The organism is Nonomuraea sp. NPDC048826, from assembly GCF_043198225.1.
Classification (GTDB): Bacteria; Actinomycetota; Actinomycetes; order Streptosporangiales; family Streptosporangiaceae; genus Nonomuraea.
The window spans coordinates 176645-201909 of sequence record NZ_JBICUQ010000004.1 but is presented as its reverse complement, the minus strand read 5'-3'; the positions used below and the strand labels follow the sequence as shown (position 1 = coordinate 201909).

Genomic DNA, 25265 nt, shown 5'->3' with positions numbered 1-25265 from the left:
ATGGTGAACACTTCCCGGTACGGGGGTGATTCCACCCGCAGCCGGTTGACGGCGGCCCGCAAGCGGCGTATGCCACTATCGCGTATCCACGGATGGGGGAGTCATGACCGCGGGCATCGTCGGCGTGCACGGCATCGGCAAGTACGACTACTACGTCAAGGCGGGCAGATCGGCGGCAGGGGCGGCCACCGCCATGCGCCGGAAGTGGGACCGCTACCTGAACACCTCGCTCGGCGGCCCCGCCAGGACCTACTTCAGCGAGGTCGCGTACTTCTCCCACCTGCTGCGCGACCCCGAGCCCGGCGCGGCGCGGGCGGCCGCGCTGGAGGCGGCGCGCCACGACGTGCTCGCGGGCTGGGCCAGGAACCTCGGCGTCGGCGAACACCTCACCGGCGCGCTCAAGTCGTTCACCGCGTGGCTGATGTCCCGGCTCGACAGCCGCTCGGCCGCGTTCGCCGAGCTGTTCGCCCCCGAGGTCGCCGCCTACCTCACCGACCACGGCAAACGCGAGCGGGTCAGGCAGGCGGTCGCCGACACGATCCGCCGCAACCGCCCCAAGGTGGTCATCGCCCACTCACTCGGCAGCGTCGTCACGTACGAGACCTTCTGGGCGCATCCCGACCTGGAGACCGACCTGCTCATCACGCTGGGCAGCCCGCTCGGCATGCGCGACGTGGTCTTCGAGCGCCTGCTGCCCGCCCCGATCAACGGCCGCGGCGAGCGGCCCAAGGGCGTGCGGCGCTGGGTCAACATCGCCGACCGGCACGACGTCGCCGCCATCCCGCCCGCGCTGGCCGGCTGCTTCACCGGCGTCGACGCCGAGGAACTGGTCGACCTCGACTGGATCGACTTCCACACGGCCGAGAAGTACCTCGGCTGCCCGGCGCTCGGCCCGCATCTGCGACCATTCCTCGGGTGACTTGGATCCTCTTCGACTACGGAAACGTCCTGTCCCTCGCCCAGCCGGCCGGCGCGACCGAGGCCATGGCCCACGCCGTCGGCGCCGACCCGGCCGCGTTCCATCGCGCCTACTGGGAGCATCGGCTGGAGTTCGACCGGGGAACGCTGACCCCGGCCGCCTACTGGACCGAGGCCGCCGGTCGCCCCCTGTCAGACACCGAGCTCGACCGGCTGATCGCCATGGACCTGGCGAGCTGGTCACACCCCGACGAGGGCTCCCTGGCGATCCTGCGCGAGCTGCGGGACTCCGGCCACGGGGTCGCCCTGCTGTCGAACGCGCCCGCCTGCATCGCCGACGGCCTGGACGAGCTGCCGTGGATCGCCGCCATCCCGCACCGCTTCTACAGCGCCCGGCTCGGGCTGGTCAAACCCGATCAGAAGATCTACGCGCACGTCGCCGCCGAACTGGCCGCCGACCCCGGCGACGTGCTCTTCATCGACGACCGCGCCGACAACGTGGAGGGCGCCCGAGCCGCCGGCATGCGCGCGGTCCGCTACACCGACGCCACGGCCCTGCGCGGGGCCGTCGAGGCCGTCCTGGGATCCTGAACGCAACCTGGGACAACGCTACGGATCCGCTCAACGGGCGGAGCTGGGCCAGACCGCGTCGGGGAACGCCGCCGCACCGGTGGAGGACAACAGGACCTGGTCCCACTCCCGCAGACCCGTGCGGATCTCGACGTACTGGTCGCCCCTGACGCCCGTGGTCACCGTCACCGCCCGGTCCTGCCCGTCCCGGCGCACGGTGACCACCTCGGTGCCGTCGGCGCGGGAGCCGACAGCCCCGGCCGGGATGTACAGCGCGTCCTCGACCGCCTCCGTCGTGACGGTCACGGACGCCGACTGGCCGAGCATCAGCCCGGACGGCGGCTCGTCGAAGGCGAGCGTCACCGGGTAGCGGACCAGGTTCCCGTCCGACTCGGGGGTGGGGGCGAGGTGGGTGACGACGGCCGGGTGACGCTCGCCCGGACGGGTGGCGAGGGTGACGCCGGCCTGCTGCCCCAGCTGGAGCCGGTGCGCGTCCGACTCCGTCACCATGGCCTCGACCAGCAGTTCGTCCAGGTCGCCGAGGCTGACGAAGGCGTCGGTGCCCGCCGTGTCGCCCGCCGCGCCGGCCACCGACAGGACGGTCCCGGCGGCGGGGGCCACGATCCGGGTGCCGCGCACGGTCTCGGCGGCCCGCTCCACCGCGGCCCGCGCGCGGTCGGCCGCCGCGGACGCCTGCTCCTGGTCGGGACAGGCGTCACGGCCGGTGCGCGGGCTCTGGCCGGACTTCCGCTCCGAACGGGTGGGCCCGCCCGACGGCGACCGCCGGGGGGCGGCGGTGCGCGCCGGCGCGGTGGCCGACGGCCTCGGCGTCGGCCGCCCGGACGCCTCCGGGGCGGCCGTGGTGACGGGCACGTCCGCCGTGGGCCGGGGATCCGCGCCCTCCGGGGTGACGACGACGGTGACCGTCGCCGTCACGGTGACGGTCACCGTCGCCCGCGGCTCCGTGGGGCGCGGGTCGCGGGTGGGGCTCAAGGTCGGGCTCGGCGTCGGGGTCAAGGTCTGGGTCTGGGACAGGCTCGGGGACGGGCTGGGACTGGGGGAGGCGCTCGGCGCCCCGGTCCCTCCTCGATCCCCGTCCACCGCCCCACCGCCGGCCGGTGCCATGACGCCGGTGACCCGGGTGTTCCCCGGCAGCGCCACCCCCGCCGTCGTGGTCGTGCAGGAGGCGGCCTCCGCCAGGGTCTCCTCGGCGGCGGCCAGGTCGGCCCGCGCGGCCTCGTACGCGTCGCGCGCGGCGCGGCCGTCCACCCGGGCCAGGACCTGGCCCTTCGTCACCCGGTCGCCGGGCTCGACCAGGACCCGGGTCACCCTGCCCGCGACGCCGAACGCCAGGTCACGCCGTGAGCCGTCCACGGTGCGGCCCGCCGCCGTGACCGACGCCGTCACGGTGCCCCGCTGAGCGGACGCGAGCCGTACCTCGACGGAGGCCGGCGCGTCGTCACGCAGAGCGGCCAGCACGCCGCCCGCCGCGATGACGACCACGGCCAGACCGCCCACGGTGAGGGCTTTCGGGGAGAAAGTCCGTCTCATGGCCGCCCATCCTGCCGGGTCAGGTTGGCAGGCCGCTGCGAGCGTCCTCCGGGTTCGCCGAGGACCCTCCACAGGCGCCCGAGCTGTCAGCGAACCTTCAGCAAGCTCCCGGTTGTGCCGGAGGCTGGTGTGCCAGGGTCATGCGATTGTGAGGGTGTCGATCAGGCGCGGGACGCTGGTGACCAACACGGCGCTGGCCGCGCTCCTGCTGGGCGGCGTCGTGCTCGCCTACGTCCAGCTCGGTCCTGAAGAGGCCGCGGGCGAGTCCGGGGCGCGCACGGTGCGGGCCGGCCGCGGCACGGTGGTCGCCGCCGTCTCCGCGTCCGGCTCGGTGGAGAGCGCCAAGAGCAGGTCTCTCTCGTTCGGGATGAGCGGGACCGTCGAACACGTCTACGTCAAGCCCGGGGACGAGGTGAAGAAGGGGCAGCTCCTGGCCAAGCTGGACGACGACGCGGCCCAGGAGGACCTCGCCGCGGCTCTGGCCTCGTACCAGAGCGCCCGCGCGGACGGCACCGCGACCGCCAGGCTCAACGCCGCCTACGTCAAGGCGCGCAACGCCTACCGCGAGGCCGCCCGCGCGGTCGCGGGCACGGTGCTCAAGGCCCCGTTCAGCGGGACCGTCACCGCCGTGAACGGATCCGCCGGCGGCAGCTCCGGCCAGGGGCAGGGCGGCTCCGGGTTCATCGAGCTGGCCGACACCGGCAGGCTGCGGGTCGTCGGCTCGTTCACCGAGTCCGACGTCGGGCGGCTGAAGACCGGGCAGGAGGCCGTGGTCACGTTCGCCGCGCTGCCCGGCGTCACCGCCACCGGCGAGGTCACCCAGATCCAGCCGGTCGCCGCCACCACCGAGAACGTCGTCCAGTACCCCGTCACGATCTCCTTCGGCCAGGTCCCGGAACAGGTCAGGCTCGGCCAGACCGCCACCGTCCAGATCGAGGTGGGCCGCGCCGAGGACGTGGTGACCGTGCCCACCACCGCGATCTCGGCCGTCGGCGGCCAGGACACCGTCACCGTGCTCAAGGACGGCCGGCAGACCCGCGTACGGGTCGAGGTCGGCGTCCGGGGCGCCGCCACCGCGGAGATCGTCTCCGGCGTGCGCGAGGGCGACCTGATCGTGCCCCCCGCCACGACCGGCACAGGGACCGACGACCAGCGGCGGGGCGGTTTCAACGGCTTCGGCGGGGAACGGCCCGGCGGCGGCCCGCCCGGAGGCGGGCGATGACCGCGCCCGTGCTGCGCGTGCGCGGCCTGGTCAAGGAGTACGGGGACGGCGAGGCGAGGATCCGCGCCCTGCGCGGCGTCGACCTCGACGTGGAGAGCGGCGACTACGTGGCCGTCATGGGCGCCTCCGGCTCCGGCAAGTCCACCCTCATGAACATCCTCGGCTGTCTCGACGTCCCCACCTCGGGCACGTACGCGATCGGCGGCACCGACATCGCCGGACTGGACGAGACCCGGCTGGCGCTGCTGCGCAACCGGCGCGTCGGGTTCGTGTTCCAGTCGTTCAACCTGATCCCCCGCATGTCCGCGCTGGACAACGTGGAGCTGCCGCTCGTCTACGGCGGCGTCCGCCCGGCAGAGCGGCGCACCCGGGCGCTGGCCGCGCTGGAGCGGGTCGGGCTCGCCGACCGCGTGCACCACCAGCCGAACCAGCTCTCCGGCGGCCAGCAGCAGCGCGTGGCGCTCGCCAGGGCGATCGTCACCGCGCCCGCCCTGCTGCTGGCCGACGAGCCGACCGGGAACCTCGACACCGCCTCCACCCGCGACGTCCTCGCCATCCTGGACGAGCTCAGCCGGAGCGGGCGCACCATCGTGCTCATCACCCACGAGGACGACGTGGCCGCGCACGCCAAGCGCGTCATCCGGCTGGTGGACGGCCGGATCGTCGAGGACATCCGGCAGGCGCCGGTCGCGGCACCACCGCCCCGGATCGCGGAGGCCGCCCGGTGGATCGCGGAGGCCGCCCGGTGAACCGGCTCGACATCGTCCGCTTCGCGCTGCGCGGCCTGCTCGCCAACAAGACGCGCAGCGCGCTCACCATGCTCGGCATCCTCATCGGCGTCGCCGCCGTCATCATGCTCGTGGCCGTCGGCGAGGGGTCCTCGCGCAGCATCCAGGAGAACATCCAGCGGCTCGGCGCCAACACGCTGACGATCTCCCCCTCGTTCGCCGGCGGCAGCCGGGGCGGGCCGTCCGGCGGCCCGCGCACCCAGGCCAGGCCGCTCACGCTGGCCGACGCCGAAGCGCTCACCGACCGGGCCGCCGCGCCGTCCGTCAGGAGCGTCTCGCCCGTGGTGACCGCGAACTCGACCACCGCCACGCACGAGGCGGCCGGGCACACCGTCTCCCAGCTCGTCGGCACCCACCCCAGCTACTTCGAGGCGGTCAACCGGCCCGTCGAGACCGGCACGTACTTCTTCAACGACGACGTCCTGGCGGCCAGGAAGGTCGTGGTGCTCGGCCGTACCGTCGCCGAGGCGCTGTTCGGCTCCGCCGACCCGATCGGGCGGCAGGTCAACCTGTCCGGGGTGCCGTTCACCGTGGTCGGCGTGCTCAAGCAGTCGGGCGCGGGCGGCGGCGGCCAGGACGCCGACGACGTGGCGATCGCGCCGCTGCCCGCCGTGCAGCAGAGCCTGACCGGGTTCGGCTCGCTCGGCTCCATCGTCGTCCAGGCCACCGGCTCCGACACCACGGCCGCCGCCCAGGCCGAGGTCACCGCCCTGCTCAACCAGCGGCACGGCATCACGGCCGGGGGCAGCGCCGACTACCGCGTGCTGAACCAGGCCGGCCTGCAGGAGAGCGTCAGCGAGGCGACCGGCACGTTCACCGTCCTGCTCGCCGCAGTGGCGGCCATCTCCCTGCTGGTCGGCGGCATCGGCATCACCAACATCATGCTGGTCACCGTCACCGAGCGGACCAGGGAGATCGGCATCCGCAAGGCCGTCGGCGCGCCCAGGAGCGCGGTGCTCGGCCAGTTCCTCATGGAGGCCACGCTGCTCAGCCTGGCCGGAGGGCTGGCGGGGGTCCTGGTGGCGGTCGCCGGCACCCGGTTCGCCATCGCCGGCATCCAGCCCGTGCTCGTCCCCTCGTCGGTGGCGCTCGCGCTGGGCGTCTCGGTGGCGATCGGGCTGTTCTTCGGCGGCTATCCCGCCAACCGGGCCGCCAAGCTCCGGCCCATCCAGGCGTTGCGCCACGAATGAAGGAGACGCACGTGACGCTCGACACCTCCCCCTTCCAGGACGACCTGCGTGCGGAACCGGCCGGGCCGCCCCGGCGGGCTTCCAAGCTGACGCTCGCCCTGCTCACCGGCGTCGTGCTGGTGGCGGGGATCCTCACCGGGATCCAGGCGCAGAAGGCGTTCGGCACACCCGCCGCCACCGCCGCCGCTCCTCAGCGGCCGGAACCGGGCCAGAACCGGCAGGGCTTCGGCGGCAGGCAGCCGGGCGGTGAGACGGTGGGGACCGTGCGGAAGGTGGAAGGCGGCACGGTATACCTGAAGACCATGGACGGCTCCACGGTCACGGTCACCACCGGCGACTCCACCACGGTCCAGGTCACCACGCCCGGCTCCCTGTCCGACCTGAAGCCGGGAGCCGTCGTCTCCGTCCGGGGCGAGCGCGGCGACGACGGCGCCGTCACCGCCGACACGATCACCCGGACCGGGGGACGCCGGTGAGCGAGGCCAGGCTCCTCGTGGTGGACGACGAGCCCAACATCCGGGAGTTGTTCTCGGCCAGCCTGCGGATGGCGGGGTTCGAGGTGCTCACCGCCGCCGACGGCCAGGAGGCGCTCAGGATCGCCGAGGAGGCCGCGCCCGACCTGGTGATGCTCGACATCATGCTGCCCGACGTCGACGGGCTGGCCGTGGCGGGCAGGCTGCGGTCGCGTGGCCGCCGGGTGCCGGTGCTGTTCGTGACCGCGAAGGACAGCCCCGAGGACACCCTCGCCGGGCTCAGTCTCGGCGAGGACTACGTCACCAAGCCGTTCAGCCTGGAGGAGGTCATCGCCCGCATCCGGGCGGTGCTGCGCCGCACCCGCCGCGGCGCCCCCGAGCCGAACCGGCTGCGCGTCGGCGAGCTGGAGCTGGACGAGGAGACCCACGAGGTGTGGCGCGACGGCGTCCTGGTGCGGCTGTCGCCCACGGAGTTCCGGCTGCTGCGCTACTTCATGCTCAACGCGGGCCGGGTGATGTCGAAGACGCAGATCCTCGACCACGTCTGGAACGGCGCCTGGCGCACCGACGTCGGACTGGTCGAGTCGTACGTGTCCTACCTGCGCCGTAAGATCGACACGGACGAGCCCCGCTATCTCCACACCCTCCGCGGAGTCGGCTACATCCTGCGCCCACCGAGAGAATGAGGAAACACCTCGCGCGCACGCCGCTCTGGCTGCGCCTGACCTCCGTCACGCTGCTCCTGGTCACGCTGGCCATCACCGTGACGGGGCTGTTCGCTGTCCGGCTGCTCAACGGCTATCTGGTCGCCCGCGTCGACCAGCAGCTGCGCGCCGCCAGCGGGCCGTGGCGGATGCCGCCGCCGGTCGACCCCCAGCCGAACGCCGGGCCGCAGCGCTACTACGGGCTGTTCCACATGGTGCTCGTCGACGCGGGCGGCACCGTCGTCAGGACGTTCTCCGAGTCCACCGACCCGCACCTGCCCGACCTGCCGCCGCTGCCCCTGCACAGGGTCGAGAAGCGGGACGGCAGGGCGTTCACCGTCGGCTCGGTCGACCCGGCCGGCCCGAGCTGGCGGGTGGTGGCCGTGCCGCGCCGCGACGGCCACAGCCGGATCGTCGCCATCAGCATGAGCGACGTCGAAGGCACCGTGAACCAGCTCGTCCTCATCGTCGCCGTGGCCGGCGGCGGCACGCTCGTCGTGGTGGGCGTCGTGTGCTTCTGGCTGGTCCGGCGCAGCCTGCGCCCGCTCGGCGAGATCGAGCGGACCGCCCGCCACATCGCGGGCGGCGACCTGTCGCGCCGGGTGCCGCAGTGGGCCGGCACGACCGAGGTCGGCAAGCTCGGCCGGGCGCTCAACGGCATGCTCGGCCAGATCGAGAAGGCGGCGCGCGAGCGCGAGGCCGCCGCCGAGTCGGCCCGCCGCTCCGCCACGGCCGCGCAGCGCTCCGAGGAGCTGATGCGGCGCTTCATGGCCGACGCCTCCCACGAGCTGCGCACGCCGCTCACCTCCATCAGGGGATTCGCCGAACTGCACCGCCTGTCCGATCACCAGGACCTGGACGAGGCGATGCGGCTGCTCCACCGGATCGAGGGCCAGGCCGCCAGGATGGGGCTGCTGGTGGAGGACATGCTGCTGCTCGCCAGGCTCGACCAGCGGCGCGGCCTCGACCTGCGGCCCGTCGACCTGCTCAGCCTGGCCGCGACCGCCGTCATCGACGCCCAGACGCTCGCCCCGGACCGGCGGATCGAGCTGGTCAGGCTGAGCGACGGCGACGGGCCCGTGGTCGTCACCGGCGACGAGTCACGGCTCGGCCAGGTCATCGGCAACCTCGTCTCCAACGCCCTCACCCACACCCCGCCCGGCACGCCCTTCCGCGTCGGCGTGGGGGTGCGCGGGCAGGACGCGGTGCTGGAGGTCGCCGACGAAGGGCCCGGGTTCGGCCGGGAGGTGGCGGAGCGGGTGTTCGAACGGTTCTACCGGGCCGACCCGGCGCGCAGCAGCGGCGGCTCCGGCCTCGGCCTGGCCATCGCCGCCACCCTCGTCGAGGCGCACGGCGGCACCATCGCCGCCGACGGCGAATCCGGCAAGGGCGCCACCTTCACGGTCACCCTGCCGCTGGCCGACCCGTAGGCACGCGCCCGGACCCCGGCCGCCCTTCTGGATGCGGCACCGGAGAGGTGGCCGACCTGCGCTGTTCATCCGGCTTTGACCTCGCCGTCACGACCTGGTCGGCGGGCGCGGACATACCTGAGATGTGGACCGCAGATCCTTCCTCGCGACGGCCGCCGGCCTCCTCGTCCCGCAGACCGGCATGCCGTCCAGAACGCTCAGATCCGACCCTTTCACCCTCGGCGTCGCCTCCGGGGACCCGTCCACCGGCGGGTTCGTGCTCTGGACCCGGCTGGCCACCGACCCCCTCGGCGGGGCCGGGCTCGGTGGCATGCCCTCCCGCGACGTGGACGTCGGCTGGCAGGTCGCCGCCGACGAGCGCTTCTCCAGGATCGTCGCCTCCGGTACGGTCACCGCCCGCGCCCGCGACGCCCACAGCGTGCACGTCGAACTGGAAGGCCTGGAACCGGGCCGGGAGTACTTCTACCGCTTCCGCGCCGAGGGCCGGCTCTCTCCCGAGGGCCGCACCAGGACCACCCCGGCCGCCCACCTGGAGACGCCGCTGGCGTTCGCCGTCGCCGCCTGCGCCCACTTCGAGCACGGCTACTACACCGCCTACCGCCGCCTGGCCGAGCAGGAGCCCGACCTGGTGGTGTTCCTCGGCGACTACCTGTACGAGTACGCGCCGAACGGCTACACCGCGCTGTCCGGGAAACGGGTCCGCAGCCACTCGCCCGGCAAGTGCGCCACCCTGGCCGACTACCGGACGCGGCACGCCCAGTACAAGAGCGACCGCGACCTGCAGGCCGCGCACGCCGTCGCGCCGTGGCTGGTGGCCTTCGACGACCACGAGGTGGAGAACAACTGGGCCGGCCCCGTGTCCAGCACCGGCGCCCCCGGCTTCGACCGGCGCAAGGCAGCCGCCTTCCGTGCCTACTACGAGAACATGCCGTTGCGCCGGGACAGCCTGCGCGGCGCCGCCATCCGGGTGAACCGGCGCGTCTCCTGGGGCTCACTCGCCCGCTTCCACCTGCTCGACACCCGGCAGTTCCGCGACGACCAGGCCTGTTCCGACGGCGTGCGCTCCGGATGCGACGAGCGCCTGTCGCCCGGCCGCACCCTGCTCGGCGACGGCCAGTGGCGCTGGCTGGAAGACGGGCTCCAGAGCTCCGGCACCCGCTGGAACCTGCTCGGCCAGCAGATCCTGATGACCCACCGCGACTACCGCGCCGGCCCCGGCCGGGACGTGAACCTGGACTCCTGGGACGGCTACGCCCCCGAGCGCGTCCGCCTCCTGGACGCCATGTCGCGCACGGCCAACCCGGTCGTCCTCACCGGCGACGCCCACATGCACCACCTGGCCGACCTGAAGATCGATTTCGACGACCCGGACTCGCCCGTGGTCGCCCGCGAGCTGGTCGCCACCTCGATCGCCAGCGACGGCGACGGCTACCGCGACCGTGCCTGGATCGCCGACTCCCTCGCGGAGAACCCGCACATCTCCTACATCGACCAGCGGCGCGGCTACCTCATGGCCCGGCTGACGGGTGACGAGCTGTCCGTCGACTTCCGCACCCTTGACCATGTCAGCCGCCGGGGCGCCCCGGCCCGCACCTCCCACCGCACGACCATCGAGGCAGTCCAGGGGGCCTGAGCCCGTTGCGGCGTCAGCGGGCCGCCAGCGCCCAGCCGAACAGCCCATCTCCTGAGCCCCGCTCGCGTGGCTTGCCGAAGCGCAGTGCCTTCCCGCCCCCGCGCACCCCCCGCACGTACGTGACCACTCCGTCGGCCGGCGCGGCGATCACCAGCGTGGCCGGTCGGCCGCCGGCCGCCGGGAGCGCCGACACCGTGCCGCCCTTCCTCATCACCCGCACGTCCCCGTACCGCGACAGCCCGCCCCGCGGCGAGCCCGGCATCACCTGCACGGAGTTCTCGCCCGGCACCCCGACCGCCAGGTCGTCGTTCCCGTCGCCGTCGAAGTCCCCTGCGGCCAGCGACGTCCCGAACCGGTCGTAGTACCGCGGCTCGCCTTTCAGCAGCCGCTGCGTCCACATCTCCGACCGGGCGCCGCGCAGCCCGTTCCGCGTCCCGTGCAGCACGTGCAGGGCGCCGTCGCCGTAGTCCATCGCCCGCTGCCCGGCCGTCAGCCCCTCGCCGGGCACCCCGATCGCCAGGTCGTCCCGGCCGTCTCCGTCGAAGTCGCCGGTGGCCAGCGCCGCGCCGAACGCGTCCCATTTCTCCGCCGCGCCCGTGACGCCCGGCGAGCTCTGGGTGACCCGCACCGCCCGCCGCCGGCGCGGGTCGAGCACGGTCACCGAGCCCTGCCCGTCCTTGGTGACGGTGTCCGCGGGCGCGCCCACCACCAGCTCGTCGCGTCCGTCGCCGTCGAAGTCGCCGGTGGCCAGGGTCTCGCCCCACCCGTCGGTGGCCCGCGCCGCCTGCCGCACCCAGCCGGAGCGCTGAGTGATCCGGTACGGTTCGCGACCCTTCATCCAGTACACCGTGACCCCGCCGCCACGGCCGAGACCCGGCGCGCCCACGGCCAGCTCGTCCCTGCCGTCCCCGTCGAGGTCACCCGCGGCCAGCGCCGCCCCGAACCGGTCGCTCGACGGGCCGGCGAGCGACAGTTTTTGTCCCGGCCGCAGCCCGCCGCGGGATCCGTGGTAGAGCAGCACCACCCCGTTCCCGTCCGCGCCCGGCACCCGCTCGCCCACGAACTCGTCCGGCACCCCCACCGCCAGGTCGGCGCACCGGTCACCGTCGAAGTGGCCCACGGCGAGCGCCGCCCCGAACGCGTCACCCGGCTCCGGGTCGTCCTGGACCAGCCGCTGCTCCCGGCCCGACCCGTACAGCACGGTCACCGAACCGGCCCGCCTGTCGTCGTACGGGGCGCCCACCGCGAGGTCGGGGCGCCCGTCGCCGTCGAAGTCGGAAGGAGATCCGGAACACGCCGCGGCCGCTGTCGCGCCCGTACCGGCGGCGAGGGGAAGGACCAGGCAGGCGGTGAGCAGAACATTCACACATCAGTGATGTCCTGGAGATCCGAACCGGGATTGAACGCCACGGGAACGTGCCAGGATGAGCTCGTGGACATCGACCTCGCTGATCTCGACTTCTGGCGCAGGCCGCTCAAGGAGCGGCACGAGGCGTTCGCCCGGCTCCGGCAGCTGGAGCACCCGGTGTTCTTCCCCGAGAAGAAGGTGCCGTTCCTGCGCTCCGGCGCCGGCTTCTACGCGCTGGTACGACACGCCGACGTGGTCGAGGCCAGCCGCAACGCCAAGGTCTTCTCCAGCGAGCCGGCCGTCACCAACCCCGAGCCGCCCGGCTGGGTCAAGCAGGTGTTCGGCGAGTCCATGGTCAACATGGACGACCCGCGGCACGCCCGGCTGCGCCGCATCGTGACCCGCTCGTTCAGCCCCAAGATGCTCGCCGGGCTGCAGTCCGGCATCGAGGACGCCTGCCGGGGCATCGTCGACGACGTCATCGACCGGGGGCCGCGCGACTTCGTCGACCAGGTCGCCGCCCGGCTCCCCATCCACGTCATCTGCGACATGCTCGACATCCCGCAGGAGTGGCGCGAACGGGTCCACAAGCACGTCGACATCTCCACCGCCTACACCGGCATCCGGCCCAGCCTGGCCCGCACCGTCCAGATGGCCGGGCAGAACATGCTGGCCCTGCTCGCCCTCCAGCGCATGGTGATCAAGCTGGGCCACGAACGCGCCGCCGACCCCAAGGGCGACCTGGTCTCGCTCCTGGTCACCGCCAACCCCGACGGCGAGAAGCTCACCTACCGCGAGCTCGGCTCGTTCTTCGCGCTGCTGCTGGTCGCCGGCAACGAGACCGCGCGCAACACCATGGCCCACGGCCTCAAGCTGCTCACCGACAACCCCGCCCAGCGCGAGCTGCTCATGAGCGACTTCGACGCGCACATCGGCAACGCCATCGAGGAGATGGTCCGCTACGTCTCGCCGATCATGCAGTTCAGGCGCACGGTCACGCAGGACTACTCGCTGCGCGGGCTGGAGCTGAAGAAGGGCGACAAGGTGGTGCTCTTCTACGGCTCCGCCAACCGCGACGAGTCCGTCTTCCCCGACCCCGACCGGTTCGACATCACCCGCGAGACCAAGGCGCACGTCGGCTTCGGCGGCCCCGGCCCCCACTTCTGCCTCGGCGCCAACCTGGCCCGCCAGGAGCTGCGCACCATGTACAAGGAGCTGCTGACCAGGCTCCCCGACATCCGCACCGTCGGCGAGCCCGAGCTGCTCGTGTCCAACTTCGACAACAGCGTCCGGAGTCAGGCCTTCACCTGCTGAGGGTCGAGCACGTTCTCCCTGATGGTGGCGGCGGTGATCAGCGCCGACACCGCCATCATCACCGCGCTGGCCAGCATCGCCGTCCGGAACCCCGCGTCGAACACGCCCGGGTCCTGGAACGCGTCGCCGACCAGCCCCACCAGCGGCGGCACCGCCGCCACCGCGAACAGCCCGCCGGTGCGCGCCACCGCGTTGTTCACCCCGCTCGCCGTGCCCGCGTAGCGGTCGTCGGCGGTCGCCAGCACCGTCGCCGTCAGAGGCGCCACCGCCGCCGAGAGCCCCAGCCCGAACACGGTGACCGCCGGCAGCACGTGCCACCCGTACGAGGCGTCCGGCCCGATCGTGCTCATGAGCAGGAACCCCGCGCCCGCCAGCAGGATCCCGCCCGTCATCGGCCAGCGCGGCCCGTAGCGCTTGGCCAGCTCGCCCGCCCGCGGCGACAGCAGCAGCATCAGCACCGTGACCGGCAGCATCGCCGACGCCGCCGCCACCGGCGAGAACCCCGACACCACCTGCAACTGCACGGCCAGCAGGAAGAACACCACGCCCATCGCCCCGTACATGACGAGCGTCACCACGTTCACCGCCGTGAACACCCGATCGGCGAACAGGCCCACCGGCACCAGCGCGTCCGGCGACCTGCGCCACTCCAGCGCCACGAACGCCGCACCCAGCAGCACGCCCACGATCAGCGGCACCGGCGCGTCCAGCTCGATCAGCCCGTACGTGATCCCGGCCAGCGACAGCGCGGCCAGCGCCGACCCCAGGACGTCGAAGCGGCCCGCCGCCTGCTCGTCCCGGCTCTCCGGGACGTGCCGGGCCGCCACCAGCAGCACCAGCGCCGCGAACGGCAGGTTGATCAGGAACGCCCACCGCCAGCCGATCGTCTGCACCATCGCCCCGCCCAGCAGCGGCCCAACCGCGCTCGCCACCCCGCCCAGCCCCGACCAGGCGCCGATGGCCCGCGGCCGGTCGGCCTTCGCGAACGACGCCTGGATGATCGCCAGCGAGCCCGGCGTGAGCAGCGCCCCGCCCACCCCCTGCAGCGCCCGAGCCGCGATCAGGAACTCGATCGACGGCGCCGCCCCGCACAGCGCCGACGCCAGCGCGAACCACACCGTGCCGATCAGGAACACCCGGCGCCTGCCGAACCGGTCACCCAGCGAGCCGCCCAGCAGGATCAGGCCCGCCAGCGTGAGCGTGTAGGCGTTCACCGTCCACTGCAGGCCCGACATGCCGGCCTCCAGCTCGGTGCCGAGGAACGGCAGCGCGACGTTCACGACCGTGCTGTCGAGCATCGCCAGCCCCGACCCCAGCACGGTCGCCGCCAGCACCCACCGGCCGCGCGCCGACCGGAGCTCGATGTGGCCGTTGTCCATACGCACCTCCCCACGCAGCAGCACAGACCATGACCGTTGTCATTCCCCGCAGGTCAGCGGTCACCTGACACGCCATCGGCTCGTCGGCCCGACGCACCATGAGGGCCGCGCATGAGGGCCGCGCACGAGGGTCGCCCACGGAACCGGCCATGACGACCACCCGGCCGCGAAAGGAGCGGATGACGCTTTCGACGTTCTTCCCCGATCCCGCGATGTCGCGCTGGGTGGTGGAGCGGGGAGGTGGCGCCGAGGCGTCATGCTCGATCAAGTCCATACGGGCCAACGTACGCCCCGCCTCCGACAGTCGAACGGAGCGTCATCGACGGCGCAAAATTCTCTGTTACTCCCTTCTATAAGGTAATTTAGGGAGTGATATGGAACATTACACTGTCGATCAGGCGGCAACCTTGCTCAGCCTGCACGTCAAGACCGTCCGCGCCTACGTCCGCGACGGCCGGTTGAAGGCCGTGAAGATCGGCAAGCAGTACCGGATCGCCCGCGACGACCTCGAGGCGTTCACCGGCCTGTCGCTCGCCCCACCCCGCACGCAGCGCCACGCCGAGGCGTCGACCGTCGTCCACGTCGACGGCATCGACCGGGCCGGCATGGACCGGGTCAGCACCATGCTCCTGGCCTCCCTCGGAAGCCAGCCCACCGGGGTTCGCGCGGAGGTCGTGTACGACGAGGAACGCGGCCGCCTGAAGGTCATCATCCTGGGCGACCTGGAAGCCACCGCCCAAGCACTCCGCCTTATAGACCGCCTGATCAAGCAGTAACCCGCCCCGCCGCTCACCTCGAAGCCCAGCCTGCACGTCCCATTCCGCTCGCACGACCATCCCGGCCCGTCGCCCGCCCCTGCCCTTCCGCAACCCGCTCACCCAGCCCGCCGACCGCCCCTGCCCGCTTGCACGACCACCCCAGCCCACCGCCCGTCCCTGCTTTACCGAAGCCCGCCCGCCCAGCCGACGGCCCCTGCCTTCCTCAACCCGCTCGCCCTGCCCGTCGCCCGCTGGCCCTGCCTCACCTGCAAATTGACCTGCCGGCGGCATGCCTTGCTCGACCCGCGAGACGTATGACCCGCCAACCCATAACCGGACCCGTCAGCTCATAACCGATGGAGATCCCACCCTTGGAGGCCCGCATGCCCGACCGCCCCGCCCTTGCGAACCTCGACCACCCCGCCCGCACCACCCCGACGCCCGGCGATCCCGGACCTGGTTTTTCGAGCCCCGGCCATTCCGCCACCCACACCCCTGAGCCCGACCACCCCGCCGCTACTGCTCCGATGTCCGGAGGTCCCGCACCTGTCCTTTCGAGCCCTGACCATTCCGCCACCCACACCCACGAGTCCGACCACCCCGCCGCCACCGCCCCGATGCCCGGCGTAATGATGTGCGAGGCGGACGGGCCGACGGTACGGACCGAGCGCGACGCCCTCGACCTGATCGGTGACGCCTGGTATCAGCGCGCCCATCTGGTGGCCATCCCCGTCGAAAGGCTGCACGAGGACTTCTGGCGTCTCAGCACCCGCGTCGCCGGCGAGGTCATCCAGAAGTTCGCCAACTACCGCATCAAGGTCGCCGTCATAGGCGACATCTCCCAGCACATCTCCTCCAGCACGGCCTTGCGGGACTGGATACGGGAAGCCAACCGCGGCGACGAGCTCTGGTTCCTCCCCGACCTGCAAGCCCTCCGCGACCGCCTCCCCGGCGAGGACCGCCTTTCGGACGAGGAGCATCCTTCCGACGAACCCGTTGCGGGCGCTTGATGCCAGAACGAGGCCCGAATCGCGGAGGCCTCTGGCAGGGGCCGCAGCGAAGGGGAGCGATCTCGCGGGGGCGACATGACGCGATCCGAGCGCTCACCGCAGCGGATGCGGCCGTTCTGCGAGAGACTGCCCCCCGGCAGCATCACGACCATGAAGCTTGCATTTCCCTCGGGCCGGACCCGAGGTGCGGAGCGCGTCATCTACACCGCGAAGGACGATCAACTCCCACCCCCTGTCTCAGCGCTGTCGATCACTGACAGAATGATCCAGCAACGGGGTTGTGAGACCTTGCGGAGGGCATCTCGTTGTCGGCCTTCTCGCGGCCCTGCGCGGCTACCTACCGGCGCTTCGTTCTTGTGGAATGTCCGAGGTTCGATGAGTGACGCCAGGCTGGAGAAGGATGCGGGACATCCCGTCGGTCCGGAGGGGGCGGACGCTTCATCCGACAGGATCGCCGAAGGCCGGCTGCAGGTATGGCGGCGCTCCTCGGAATTTTCTGCCACCAGGAAGATAGGAACGCTCCTGGGGGTCTGCGTCATAGCCTTGGTCGCGCTGATTGTCTGGCCCGCGTTCAATCAGCGGTACGCCGCCTTGCAGGCGTACGACCATGCCAGGGGTATCGCGGCTGATGCTTTCGCCAAATTCGCCGAATCCCGGGCGTCTGAGGAGGAAGCTCGGGCGGAGGTTCAGGTAGCGCAGGCTACCCTCGCGAACGAAGCCCGTGGATCGAAGGGCACCACCGACCTCATAGAACGGTTGACGGTTCAACTCGACCGTGCACGGGCGGAAGCTCAGAACGCCGCTGAGCAGATGCGGACCAGGGATACGCGGCGTGAGGCGACCTGGCAACAGGAGGTCGCAGCAGGCCGAGCGGTCGACGAGGCGACCAACGACCTTCTGCTGCGCAGCGGCTTCGCCGTCGCACTGATTTTCGCTGCAGCCCTGCTCTTCTGGTACGTACGGAATGAGAAGCGGCGCACCTTTGAGAATCAGCAAGTCCTCAAAGACATCAGGGAACGGGACCTGCCGGTCGACGACTCACTGACCCTGCGTGCTTTATGGCGTGACAATAGGGATCAGCTCCAGCTGTATCACAAGTTGGTATTGAATTACGCGAGCTCGACGCGTCAGACGACGCTGGCCACTCTGTTGGTGGGATTCTCCTTCTTGGTCGCGGCCGGTGCGTTTTCGTTGTTCGCCGACAATGTGGCCTCCGCCGTGGCCGTCTCTGTCGTCTCTGCCGCAGGGGCGGCGGTGGCTGGTTTCATCGCTCAGGCCGTCCTGAAGAACTCCGAGACGTCGTCTCGTGAAGTCCTCGCGTTCTTCTCGCATCCTCTCGAGGTAGAGAGGATCCTCGCCGCGGAGAGGGTCATCGAATCCATGCCCGAGTCGGCACGAGACGCCGCGCGACTGCTGATCGTCCAGGCCTTGACCCGCACGTCCGAAACGGCGCTGGAAGCACCAGGCCGCTCGACTGCCGAAGCCGCCGCCGAGGCGGCTGGCGGGACGGGTGAGGTGGGCTGACCTGAATACGCCCACAACCTGAGCCGGAAGGCGGATTCACCGGACGGCACGAAAGCAAGCCCACCGGACGGTGTGGGGAAGCTCACGGGATGGTGCCGGTGGAGGCCCCACCGGACCGTGCGGCGGAAGCTAGGAATGGTGCCGGTGGAGGCGCACTGGACGGTGCGGGAGCTCACTGGACGGCGTGGAGAAATCCCACGGATGGCAAGGTGCGGACGGGTCATGCATGCCCAGGCTCGGGGCGCTGGGTGACCTCGTCGGGGTGGCCTAACGCGATTCGCGTGAGGTTGCGCAGGGACGTGGTGCCGGGGCGGAAGTAGTCGCTGTGGCCGCTCTCGCCCGCGTCGAAGAGGCGGGCGCCGAAGGCGGGGGCCATCGGGTCCTGGCCGAAGCCGAGGGGGCCCAGCTTGGTCTTCGGGACGAACCTCATCCAGTCGTTCGAGCCCAGGCCCGCCCACACCCGCGCGGGGGTGAAGGTGGCGGCGTCGAACTCCAGGCCGGGGCTGGCCACGAGGGCCAGGTCGGCGATCGGGAGGCCGGTGGCGGTGGCCTTGGCGCAGACCACCGAGCCGTAGCTGTGGCACAGGAGCGCGATGGGGGCCGTGGTCTGGCGGCGCAGGTCGGTGACCGTACGACGAAGAGCCCCTGCCCCCTCGTCGGCCGCGAAGTCCGTCACGACGTCGAGGCTCCAGGTGGGCGGCGACTCGTAGCCCAGCCAGGCCACGACCGCCAGGCGGGTGCCGGGGGACTGGCTGGACGCCTCCGCCAGGAGAGCGCGGGCCGAACCGCCCGGGCGGTGGCTGCCGGTGTCGAAGGTCTCCACGGTGATGTCGGCACCCGGCACGATGACCGCTACCCGGTCGGCCGTGGCCACATCACCGTAGACCCGGACCAGCCGGCCGCTGGACTGGGTGGGTGGGACGAGCAGCGCGCCGAGCGCGACCATGCCGAGGATCCCGTGCCTGAATCGCATGACGTCGAAGCTACGGAGCCGGCCCCTGGTTCCGCGTCACCGCACGGGCGGATCTTCCACGTAGTACTGGGGAGGGATGTCAGCGGGGCGAGGATGACCTGCGGACCCCCGGGCGGGGGGTGGGGCGGTCCACCCGAGGGCTGCCCGGCGCGGGAGCGTTGCGGTGGGCAGCCCGGGAGGTCATCGTGGACCGGCGACCGGCGACCGGCGACCGGCGACCGGCGACCGGCGACGGCGACCGGCGGGGATCGGTGGGTGTGCCGAACATGTGAGGCGAGGCGGTCGGCAGATGTGCCTGGTTCCCAGGGCAGCGTCTCAGCGGATGTGCCGGGCAACTGGAGCGAGGGCTTCAGCGGGTGTAGCGGTGTTTGGCTCCGGGAGGGAAGTAGTCCGGGTCGCCGGTTTCGCGTAGGTGGATCACCGGAGTCTGGCGGGCCTCGGGCACGTAGTGGGCGAACTCGCTGTTGAGCCGCCGCAGCTGGGCCAGGATGGACACGCCCACCGCCGCTGCCGTGCTGTCCGTGGGTTTCTCGCCGGGGGCCAGTTCCACGGTGACCGTCAGCTGCCGGTCGCGGTGCTCGTCCTCCGCCACCTCCATCACGAACTTGCCCGTCACCAGCCCCGCCACCTCCGGCTGCTCCAGCCCCACGGAGATGTTCTCCGGGTAGACGTTCGCCCCGTAGTACGACACGGTGAACCGGCTCCGCCCGAAGACGTACGCGAAGGGCCGTTCGGGGCCGGGCGCCGACGGCTCCAGCCCGTGGTCGCGGGCGAAGGACAGCAGCCGCTCGTACGGGATGAGGCCGCCGTCGTCGGCGATGTGGTAGCGGATCAGCGGGATGCCGTTGTCGCCGGTGAACAGCAGGGTGCCGTCGTGCTCCTCGAAGAAGCGCACCTCCGGGTCGTACTGCACCAGCGTGGGCAGTCGCGACTCGCCGAACAGCTCCCGCGCGGCGGACGGCCGCTCCGCGAGGAAGCGGCGGAGCTCCACCGACAGCGGCGTCTCGTTGCCCAGCACCCCTGCGTCGGCCGTGCCGTACAGGGAGGCGATGCCGCGCACCGGGTCGGCGATGCCCGCGCGGGACGCCACCAGTGTGCGCCACTCCTCGCTGAACACCTCGCCGGCGGTGACCAGCTTGACGTTCCAGCGGGACCAGGGCAGCCCGGCGTCGATCACGTCCTTCAGGAAGGGCGGGTAGCCGAGCAGCACCACCTGGTCGAAGTGCGGCGCCAGCTCCGGCACCACCCGCAGGATCTCCCGCCTGTCGCTGCCCGGCGCGACCACCGTCACCGGGTAGCCGAGTTCGGCAAGGCGGCGGCAGCAGGCGACCGTGAACAGCCCGCCCACCCAGGTGCCGAGCGCGAAGCAGACCACGGCCAGCGTGCGTCGTTCGCGGGCGGCGAAGGAGTCGCGGAACACCTCCTCGAAGCGGGCCGCGATGACGTGCTCGTCGGCGGCGGTACGCGGCCAGAACGCCGGCTCACCGGTCGACCCGGACGACACCGCGACGATGTCACCGATCACCCCATGACGGCACAGGTCGGGCAGGGGATGGCGCCGCGTGTACGTGTCCTTGCTGGTCATCGGCAGACGTACGAAATCTTGAAATGTCCGGATCTGGGCGGGGTCAACGCCGTGCTCCGCCAGGAACGCCCGGTACGCGGGCACCGTCTCCACGACGTCATGGAACAGCTTGACCAGGTCCATCAGCCGACTGTACGACCACGACCGCCCCCCGTCACCCGTCCAGAACCCAGCGAGACCAGTGGATGCCCCGGACAACGCGGGAACGACGGGCGCCCACGGGGGAGGCGGGACAGCGGACGCCTGGTCTTACGCGGACCCCGCCAAGGCCAGGGAGCATGCGGGATCTGCGGATGTTCAGGGGGTACGTGGGTGACACGTGGAACGGTGGTCAGGGGTTGCGCGAACCGGCCGACGCCCGAAGACACACGGCACCGGGCGGACGCCAGAGGCATCCAGGATCGGAGCCATCACCCCCCTCACTCGCCCGGTCGCACCAGCCCCGTCTCGTACGCGTAGACGATCGCCTGGGCCCGGTCGCGCAGCCCCAGCTTCATCAGCACCCGCCCCACGTGGGTCTTGACCGTCTGCTCGGCCACCACGAGCTTCTGGGCGATCTCCTGGTTGGACAGCGCCTGGGCGACCAGGGTGAGCACCTCGCTCTCCCGTTCGGTCAGCTCGCTCAGCCGGGCGGCCGCGGGGGCCGGGCGCGGCCCGAGCCGGGCGAACTCGCGGATGAGCCGTTTGGTGACGCCCGGCGAGATGAGCGCGTCGCCGGCCGCCACCACCCGGACGGCCTCGGCGAGCTGGACGGCCGAGGCGTCCTTGAGCAGGAACCCGCTGGCGCCGGCCCGTAACGCCTCGTAGACGTAGTCGTCGAGGTCGAACGTGGTCAGGATGAGCACCTTGGACGCCGAGCCGGACGACAGCAGCCGCCGGGTGGCCTGCAGCCCGTCCATCACCGGCATCCGCACGTCCATCAGCACCACGTCGGGCTCCAGCTCGGCGGCCCGCTGGATCGCCTCCAGGCCGTCGGCCGCCTCGCCCACGACCACGATGTCGGGCTGGCCGCTCAGGAACACGGTGAACCCGGTGCGGACCATGCCCTGGTCGTCGGCGATGAGAACCCGTATCACGCTGAACCCCGTCCGATCGGCAGCACCGCGGTCACCTGGAAGCCTCCCACCGGGACCGGCCCCGCCTCCAGCGTGCCACCGAGCAGCGCCGCCCGCTCGCGCATGCCGACGAGCCCGTGGCCGGCGCCGGGCGAGCGGGCGGGGGAGGAGCCGGGGCCGTTGGTGATGTGGAGGCGCACGCCGTGGTCGTCGCGGCCGATGTCGAGCACCACGGTCGCGCCGGGGGCGTGGCGCATGGCGTTGCTCAGCGACTCCTGGACGATCCGGTAGGCGGACATCCCCACCGCCTGGGGCACCCCCTCCAGCGACTCGGGCCGTTTGACCAGCACGGACAGCCCGGCCGCCCGCGCGTTGGCGATCAGGTCCTCGACCTGGGCCAGGCCGGGCTGCGGGGCGGTGTCGGTGCGGCCCTCCTCGTCGCGCAGCACGCCGAGCACCTGGCGGAGCTGGGCGATCGCCTCCAGCGACAGCGCCCGGATGCCCGCCAGACCCTCCTCCAGCTGGGCGGGGTCGCCCGCGGCCTTGAGCGGCACCGCCTCCGCCTGGATGGCGATCACCGACATGTGGTGGGCCACCACGTCGTGCAGCTCGCGGGCGATGCGGGCGCGCTCCTCCAGCACGGCCTGGGCGCCCATCGCCTCCTGACTGCGCCGCTCCTCCAGGACGAGCCGCTCGGTGGCGCTGCGCCGCAGCCGCACGTTGTAGCCGAACAGCATGACGGCGCCGACCATGATCGACCCCAGCGGGACGCTGTTGGGGAAGATGATCCAGGTGGCCAGCACGCTGACCGCCCACGCCGTGCCGGTGATCCGCCGGTCGCAGCGCACCGCCAGCGCGTAGGCCACGAGCAGGTAGGAGATCACCATCTCGGGCGTGTAGGGATTGCTCTCGTACCGGACCCCCGTCTCGAACGAGACCCAGACCCCCGCGGGGAGCAGCACCAGCGAGGAGCGCCAGGCCGCCAGCGGCCGCCGGTCGCGCAGCACCAGCGGGACCGCGACCCCCAGCGCCGAGACGTAGACCAGGGCCATCGGGACGCCTGTATTGACGGTGCGGTCGTAGGTGGTCAGGAACAGGATCAGGGCCAGCAGCGTGTCGGCGACGCGGACCAGGTCGATCGTGCGGAACGGCAGCAGCCCGAGCCAGCGCGGCATCCGCATGGCCAGCCAGCGGGACCGGCGTGCGGGCGGGTCGGCCGCGCCCCGGTAGAGCGCCAGGGGGATGGAGTCCAGCACTGCCGAGAACACGGTCAAAGCCTACGAGCGGGGCGCCCGCCACGCGTCGGACCAAGGTCTGATCCGCCCTCACCCTCAGGTACGGCTTACATCATTACGCTCGCTCTGAGCGAACATCGGCAAGCAAGGGAACATTACGTGGCTCCAATGAATTGAGTCGGTATAACTCAACCCTTTGGAGTTCGCATGAGTGAGAGCTTGATCCTGCCGGTTCTGCCGCTGGACGACGCCGTCGTGCTTCCGGGCATGGTGGTTCCGCTGGACCTGTCCGACTCCGAGGTGCGCGCCGCGATCGACGCGGCCCAGGCATCCGGTGGCAACAAGCCGCAGGTGCTCCTCGTTCCCCGCATCGACGGCCGCTACGGCGCGGTCGGCGTGCGGGCGGTCGTCGAGCAGGTCGGGCGACTCCCCGGTGGCGAGCCCGCCGCGGTGGTCCGCGGCGTCGACCGGATGCGCGTGGGCGCCGGCACCACCGGCCCCGGCGCGGCCCTGTGGGTGGAGGCGGCGACGGTCGACCCGGTGGCCGCGGGCGAGCGCGCCCACGAGCTGGCCAAGGAGTACAAGGCCCTGGCCACCACGATCCTGCAGAAGCGCGGCGCCTGGCAGGTGGTCGACCAGGTCAACCAGATCGACGACCCCGCGCTGCTGGCCGACAGCTCCGGCTACACGCCGTGGCTGTCCACCGCCCAGAAGGTCGAGCTGCTGGAGGCCGCCGACCCCGCCGACCGGCTGGGCAAGCTGATCGAATGGTCCCGCGAGCACCTGGCCGAGCTGGACGTCGCCGAGACGATCCGCAAGGACGTCCAGGAGGGCATGGAGAAGCAGCAGCGCGAGTTCCTGCTGCGCCAGCAGCTCGCCGCCGTGCGCAAGGAGCTGAAGGAGCTCAACGGCGACTCGGCCGAGACCGAGGAGGAGGACTACCGCGCCCGCGTCGAGGCGGCCGATCTGCCCGAGAAGGTGCGCGAGGCCGCGCTCAAGGAGGTCGACAAGCTGGAGCGGACCTCCGAGCAGTCGCCGGAGACCGGCTGGATCCGCACCTGGCTCGACACGGTCCTCGACCTGCCATGGAACGTGCGTACCGAGGACAACTACGACATCACCGGCGCCCGCGAGGTGCTGGACGCCGACCACACGGGCCTGTCCGACGTGAAGGACCGCATCATCGAGCACCTGGCCGTGCGCAAGCGCCGCCAGGACAGGGGGCTGGGCGTGGTGGGCGGCCGCCGCAGCGGCGCCGTGCTCGCCCTGGCGGGCCCTCCCGGCGTCGGCAAGACCTCGCTCGGCGAGTCGGTCGCCCGCGCGATGGGCCGCAAGTTCGTCCGCGTCGCGCTCGGCGGCGTCCGCGACGAGGCGGAGATCCGCGGCCACCGGCGCACCTACGTGGGCGCGCTGCCCGGCCGCGTCGTCCGCGCCATCCGCGAGGCCGGCTCGATGAACCCGGTCGTGCTGCTCGACGAGATCGACAAGGTCGGCGCCGACTACCGCGGCGACCCCACGGCCGCGCTGCTGGAGGTGCTCGACCCGGCGCAGAACCACACGTTCCGCGATCACTACCTGGAGGTCGAGCTCGACCTGAGCGACGTGCTCTTCCTGGCCACGGCCAACGTGCTGGAGGCCATCCCCGGCCCGCTGCTGGACCGGATGGAGGTCGTCACGCTCGACGGTTACACCGAGGACGAGAAGGTCGCCATCGCCCGCGACCACCTGACGCCCCGCCAGCTGGAGCTGGCCGGGCTGACGGCCGGGGAGGTCACGGTCGAGGACGCGGCGCTGCGCCGGCTGGCCACCGAGTACACCCGCGAGGCCGGGGTCCGGTCGCTGGAGCGCTCGATCGCCCGCGTGCTGCGCAAGATCGCGGCCGGCGACGAGCTGCCGATCGCGGTCGGCGCGGACGACCTGACGACCTACCTGGGCCGGCCCAGGTTCGTGCCGGAGTCATCGCTGCCGGAGAACGCCCAGCGCACCTCGGTGCCGGGCGTGGCCACCGGCCTGGCGGTCACCGGGGCCGGGGGCGACGTGCTGTACGTGGAGGCGTCGCTGGCCGACCCGGAGACCGGCGAGACCGGCCTGACCCTGACCGGGCAGCTCGGCGACGTCATGAAGGAGTCGGCCAGGATCGCGGTGTCCTACCTCCGGTCCCACGGCGCGGAGCTGGAGCTGCCGGTCACCGCGCTGAAGGACCGCTCGGTGCACATCCACTTCCCGGCGGGCGCCGTGCCCAAGGACGGCCCGTCGGCGGGCGTGACGCTGACGACGGCGCTGGCCTCGCTGCTGTCGGGCCGGCAGGTCCGCGGCGACGTGGCGATGACCGGCGAGATCTCGCTCACCGGCCGGGTGCTGCCGATCGGCGGCGTCAAGCAGAAGCTGCTGGCGGCGCACCGGGCGGGCATCTCCACGGTGCTCATCCCGGCCCGCAACGAGCCGGACCTGGACGACGTGCCCCAGGAGGTCCGCGACGAGCTGACCATCCACCCGGTCAGCGACGTGCGCGAGGTCCTGGAGATCGCGCTCACCCCGGCCCGGGTGGCCGGCGGCGTGGCCGCCTGACCCCGCACAGTCGGACGCCCCGCCACGGCGGGGCGTC

General features: G+C 72.2%; 21 protein-coding genes. 14 read left to right on the top strand and 7 right to left on the bottom strand.

The genetic code is table 11. The features are described from left to right. The first annotated feature begins 103 nt into the window (after positions 1 to 103). Positions 104 to 919, top strand: coding sequence for a hypothetical protein (locus ACGFI7_RS15420; RefSeq protein ID WP_393404371.1), 816 nt, complete (start codon positions 104 to 106; stop codon positions 917 to 919). Then, positions 916 to 1509 carry an HAD family hydrolase gene (locus ACGFI7_RS15415; RefSeq protein ID WP_393404368.1) on the top strand — a complete coding sequence of 198 codons (594 nt, stop codon included), beginning with the start codon at positions 916 to 918 and terminating at the stop codon, positions 1507 to 1509. The genes ACGFI7_RS15420 and ACGFI7_RS15415 overlap by 4 nt, the downstream gene beginning before the upstream one ends. A 30-nt stretch (positions 1510 to 1539) precedes the next feature. Here ACGFI7_RS15415 and ACGFI7_RS15410 read toward each other — a convergent pair whose 3' ends face one another. After that, positions 1540 to 3039 (bottom strand): efflux RND transporter periplasmic adaptor subunit, encoded by a 1500-nt coding sequence (locus ACGFI7_RS15410; RefSeq protein WP_393404365.1) that lies wholly within the window; start codon positions 3037 to 3039, stop codon positions 1540 to 1542. Positions 3040 to 3193: 154 nt separating this feature from the next. On the opposite strand from ACGFI7_RS15410, the gene ACGFI7_RS15405 reads away from it, so the two are divergent. From ACGFI7_RS15405 to ACGFI7_RS15375, 7 genes are all read left to right on the top strand, one after another. Beyond that, positions 3194 to 4261 (top strand): efflux RND transporter periplasmic adaptor subunit, encoded by a 1068-nt coding sequence (locus ACGFI7_RS15405; protein WP_393404362.1) that lies wholly within the window; start codon positions 3194 to 3196, stop codon positions 4259 to 4261. Next, complete coding sequence (locus ACGFI7_RS15400; protein WP_393404359.1) at positions 4258 to 5010, top strand: ABC transporter ATP-binding protein; 753 nt, start codon at positions 4258 to 4260, stop codon at positions 5008 to 5010. The genes ACGFI7_RS15405 and ACGFI7_RS15400 overlap by 4 nt, the downstream gene beginning before the upstream one ends. Continuing rightward, entirely contained in the window at positions 5007 to 6239 is a 1233-nt protein-coding gene (locus ACGFI7_RS15395) for an ABC transporter permease (protein WP_393404357.1), read from the top strand. The genes ACGFI7_RS15400 and ACGFI7_RS15395 overlap by 4 nt, the downstream gene beginning before the upstream one ends. An 11-nt stretch (positions 6240 to 6250) precedes the next feature. After that, complete coding sequence (locus tag ACGFI7_RS15390; protein WP_393404354.1) at positions 6251 to 6715, top strand: hypothetical protein; 465 nt, start codon at positions 6251 to 6253, stop codon at positions 6713 to 6715. After that, entirely contained in the window at positions 6712 to 7398 is a 687-nt protein-coding gene (locus ACGFI7_RS15385; RefSeq protein WP_393404351.1) for a response regulator transcription factor, read from the top strand. Before ACGFI7_RS15390 ends, ACGFI7_RS15385 begins: the two co-directional genes overlap by 4 nt. Continuing rightward, entirely contained in the window at positions 7395 to 8846 is a 1452-nt protein-coding gene (locus ACGFI7_RS15380; RefSeq protein WP_393404348.1) for a sensor histidine kinase, read from the top strand. The genes ACGFI7_RS15385 and ACGFI7_RS15380 overlap by 4 nt, the downstream gene beginning before the upstream one ends. Before the next feature lie 124 nt (positions 8847 to 8970). Continuing rightward, positions 8971 to 10479 (top strand): alkaline phosphatase D family protein, encoded by a 1509-nt coding sequence (locus ACGFI7_RS15375; RefSeq protein ID WP_393404345.1) that lies wholly within the window; start codon positions 8971 to 8973, stop codon positions 10477 to 10479. 13 nt (positions 10480 to 10492) lie between these two features. Here the strand turns inward: ACGFI7_RS15375 and ACGFI7_RS15370 are convergent, their stop codons facing one another. Continuing rightward, positions 10493 to 11845 carry a hypothetical protein gene (locus ACGFI7_RS15370; protein ID WP_393404343.1) on the bottom strand — a complete coding sequence of 451 codons (1353 nt, stop codon included), beginning with the start codon at positions 11843 to 11845 and terminating at the stop codon, positions 10493 to 10495. Between the two features lie 66 nt (positions 11846 to 11911). Between ACGFI7_RS15370 and ACGFI7_RS15365 the strand changes: the two genes are divergently transcribed. Then, positions 11912 to 13141 carry a cytochrome P450 gene (locus ACGFI7_RS15365; RefSeq protein ID WP_393404340.1) on the top strand — a complete coding sequence of 410 codons (1230 nt, stop codon included), beginning with the start codon at positions 11912 to 11914 and terminating at the stop codon, positions 13139 to 13141. On the opposite strand, the gene ACGFI7_RS15360 is transcribed toward ACGFI7_RS15365, so the two are convergent. After that, positions 13123 to 14520, bottom strand: coding sequence for an MFS transporter (locus ACGFI7_RS15360; RefSeq protein WP_393404338.1), 1398 nt, complete (start codon positions 14518 to 14520; stop codon positions 13123 to 13125). The genes ACGFI7_RS15365 and ACGFI7_RS15360 overlap by 19 nt on opposite strands. 374 nt (positions 14521 to 14894) lie before the next feature. Here ACGFI7_RS15360 and ACGFI7_RS15355 point away from each other — a divergent pair, with 374 nt between their 5' ends. The 3 genes from ACGFI7_RS15355 to ACGFI7_RS15345 all read left to right on the top strand — a co-directional run bounded on the left by ACGFI7_RS15355 (position 14895) and on the right by ACGFI7_RS15345 (position 17812). Further along, positions 14895 to 15296, top strand: coding sequence for a helix-turn-helix domain-containing protein (locus ACGFI7_RS15355; protein WP_393404336.1), 402 nt, complete (start codon positions 14895 to 14897; stop codon positions 15294 to 15296). Between the two features lie 365 nt (positions 15297 to 15661). Continuing rightward, positions 15662 to 16288, top strand: a complete 627-nt coding sequence (locus ACGFI7_RS15350) for a DUF4180 domain-containing protein (protein WP_393404333.1) — start codon at positions 15662 to 15664, stop codon at positions 16286 to 16288. 375 nt (positions 16289 to 16663) lie between these two features. Beyond that, a complete protein-coding gene (locus tag ACGFI7_RS15345; RefSeq protein ID WP_393404331.1) occupies positions 16664 to 17812 on the top strand; it encodes a hypothetical protein in 1149 nt (382 codons plus the stop codon). A gap of 220 nt (positions 17813 to 18032) precedes the next feature. Here the strand turns inward: ACGFI7_RS15345 and ACGFI7_RS15340 are convergent, their stop codons facing one another. The 4 genes from ACGFI7_RS15340 to ACGFI7_RS15325 all read right to left on the bottom strand — a co-directional run bounded on the left by ACGFI7_RS15340 (position 18033) and on the right by ACGFI7_RS15325 (position 22693). Then, the gene (locus ACGFI7_RS15340) at positions 18033 to 18785 is read right to left on the bottom strand and encodes an alpha/beta hydrolase (protein WP_393404329.1); all 753 of its coding nucleotides are present in this window, start codon (positions 18783 to 18785) and stop codon (positions 18033 to 18035) included. Between the two features lie 349 nt (positions 18786 to 19134). After that, positions 19135 to 20493 (bottom strand): phenylacetate--CoA ligase family protein, encoded by a 1359-nt coding sequence (locus tag ACGFI7_RS15335; protein WP_393404326.1) that lies wholly within the window; start codon positions 20491 to 20493, stop codon positions 19135 to 19137. A 296-nt stretch (positions 20494 to 20789) separates the two neighbouring features. Further along, positions 20790 to 21446 (bottom strand): response regulator, encoded by a 657-nt coding sequence (locus ACGFI7_RS15330; protein WP_393404324.1) that lies wholly within the window; start codon positions 21444 to 21446, stop codon positions 20790 to 20792. Then, positions 21443 to 22693 (bottom strand): sensor histidine kinase, encoded by a 1251-nt coding sequence (locus ACGFI7_RS15325; protein WP_393404322.1) that lies wholly within the window; start codon positions 22691 to 22693, stop codon positions 21443 to 21445. The genes ACGFI7_RS15330 and ACGFI7_RS15325 overlap by 4 nt, the downstream gene beginning before the upstream one ends. Positions 22694 to 22867: 174 nt before the next feature. Here ACGFI7_RS15325 and lon point away from each other — a divergent pair, with 174 nt between their 5' ends. After that, a complete protein-coding gene (lon, locus tag ACGFI7_RS15320) occupies positions 22868 to 25228 on the top strand; it encodes an endopeptidase La (protein WP_393404319.1) in 2361 nt (786 codons plus the stop codon). The last annotated feature ends 37 nt before the right edge of the window (positions 25229 to 25265 follow it).

Bases quoted from the DNA above. Each gene is read 5' to 3' on its own strand.
- ACGFI7_RS15360 (WP_393404338.1), bottom strand. From the start codon at position 14,520: ATGGACAACGGCCACATCGAGCTCCGGTCGGCGCGCGGCCGGTGGGTG.
- ACGFI7_RS15355 (WP_393404336.1), top strand. From the start codon at position 14,895: ATGGAACATTACACTGTCGATCAGGCGGCAACCTTGCTCAGCCTGCAC.
- ACGFI7_RS15410 (WP_393404365.1), bottom strand. From the start codon at position 3,039: ATGAGACGGACTTTCTCCCCGAAAGCCCTCACCGTGGGCGGTCTGGCC.
- ACGFI7_RS15335 (WP_393404326.1), bottom strand. From the start codon at position 20,493: ATGGACCTGGTCAAGCTGTTCCATGACGTCGTGGAGACGGTGCCCGCG.
- ACGFI7_RS15380 (WP_393404348.1), top strand. From the start codon at position 7,395: ATGAGGAAACACCTCGCGCGCACGCCGCTCTGGCTGCGCCTGACCTCC.
- ACGFI7_RS15420 (WP_393404371.1), top strand. From the start codon at position 104: ATGACCGCGGGCATCGTCGGCGTGCACGGCATCGGCAAGTACGACTAC.
- ACGFI7_RS15340 (WP_393404329.1), bottom strand. From the start codon at position 18,785: ATGCGATTCAGGCACGGGATCCTCGGCATGGTCGCGCTCGGCGCGCTG.
- ACGFI7_RS15400 (WP_393404359.1), top strand. From the start codon at position 4,258: ATGACCGCGCCCGTGCTGCGCGTGCGCGGCCTGGTCAAGGAGTACGGG.
- ACGFI7_RS15345 (WP_393404331.1), top strand. From the start codon at position 16,664: ATGAGTGACGCCAGGCTGGAGAAGGATGCGGGACATCCCGTCGGTCCG.
- lon (WP_393404319.1), top strand. From the start codon at position 22,868: ATGAGTGAGAGCTTGATCCTGCCGGTTCTGCCGCTGGACGACGCCGTC.
- ACGFI7_RS15350 (WP_393404333.1), top strand. From the start codon at position 15,662: ATGCCCGACCGCCCCGCCCTTGCGAACCTCGACCACCCCGCCCGCACC.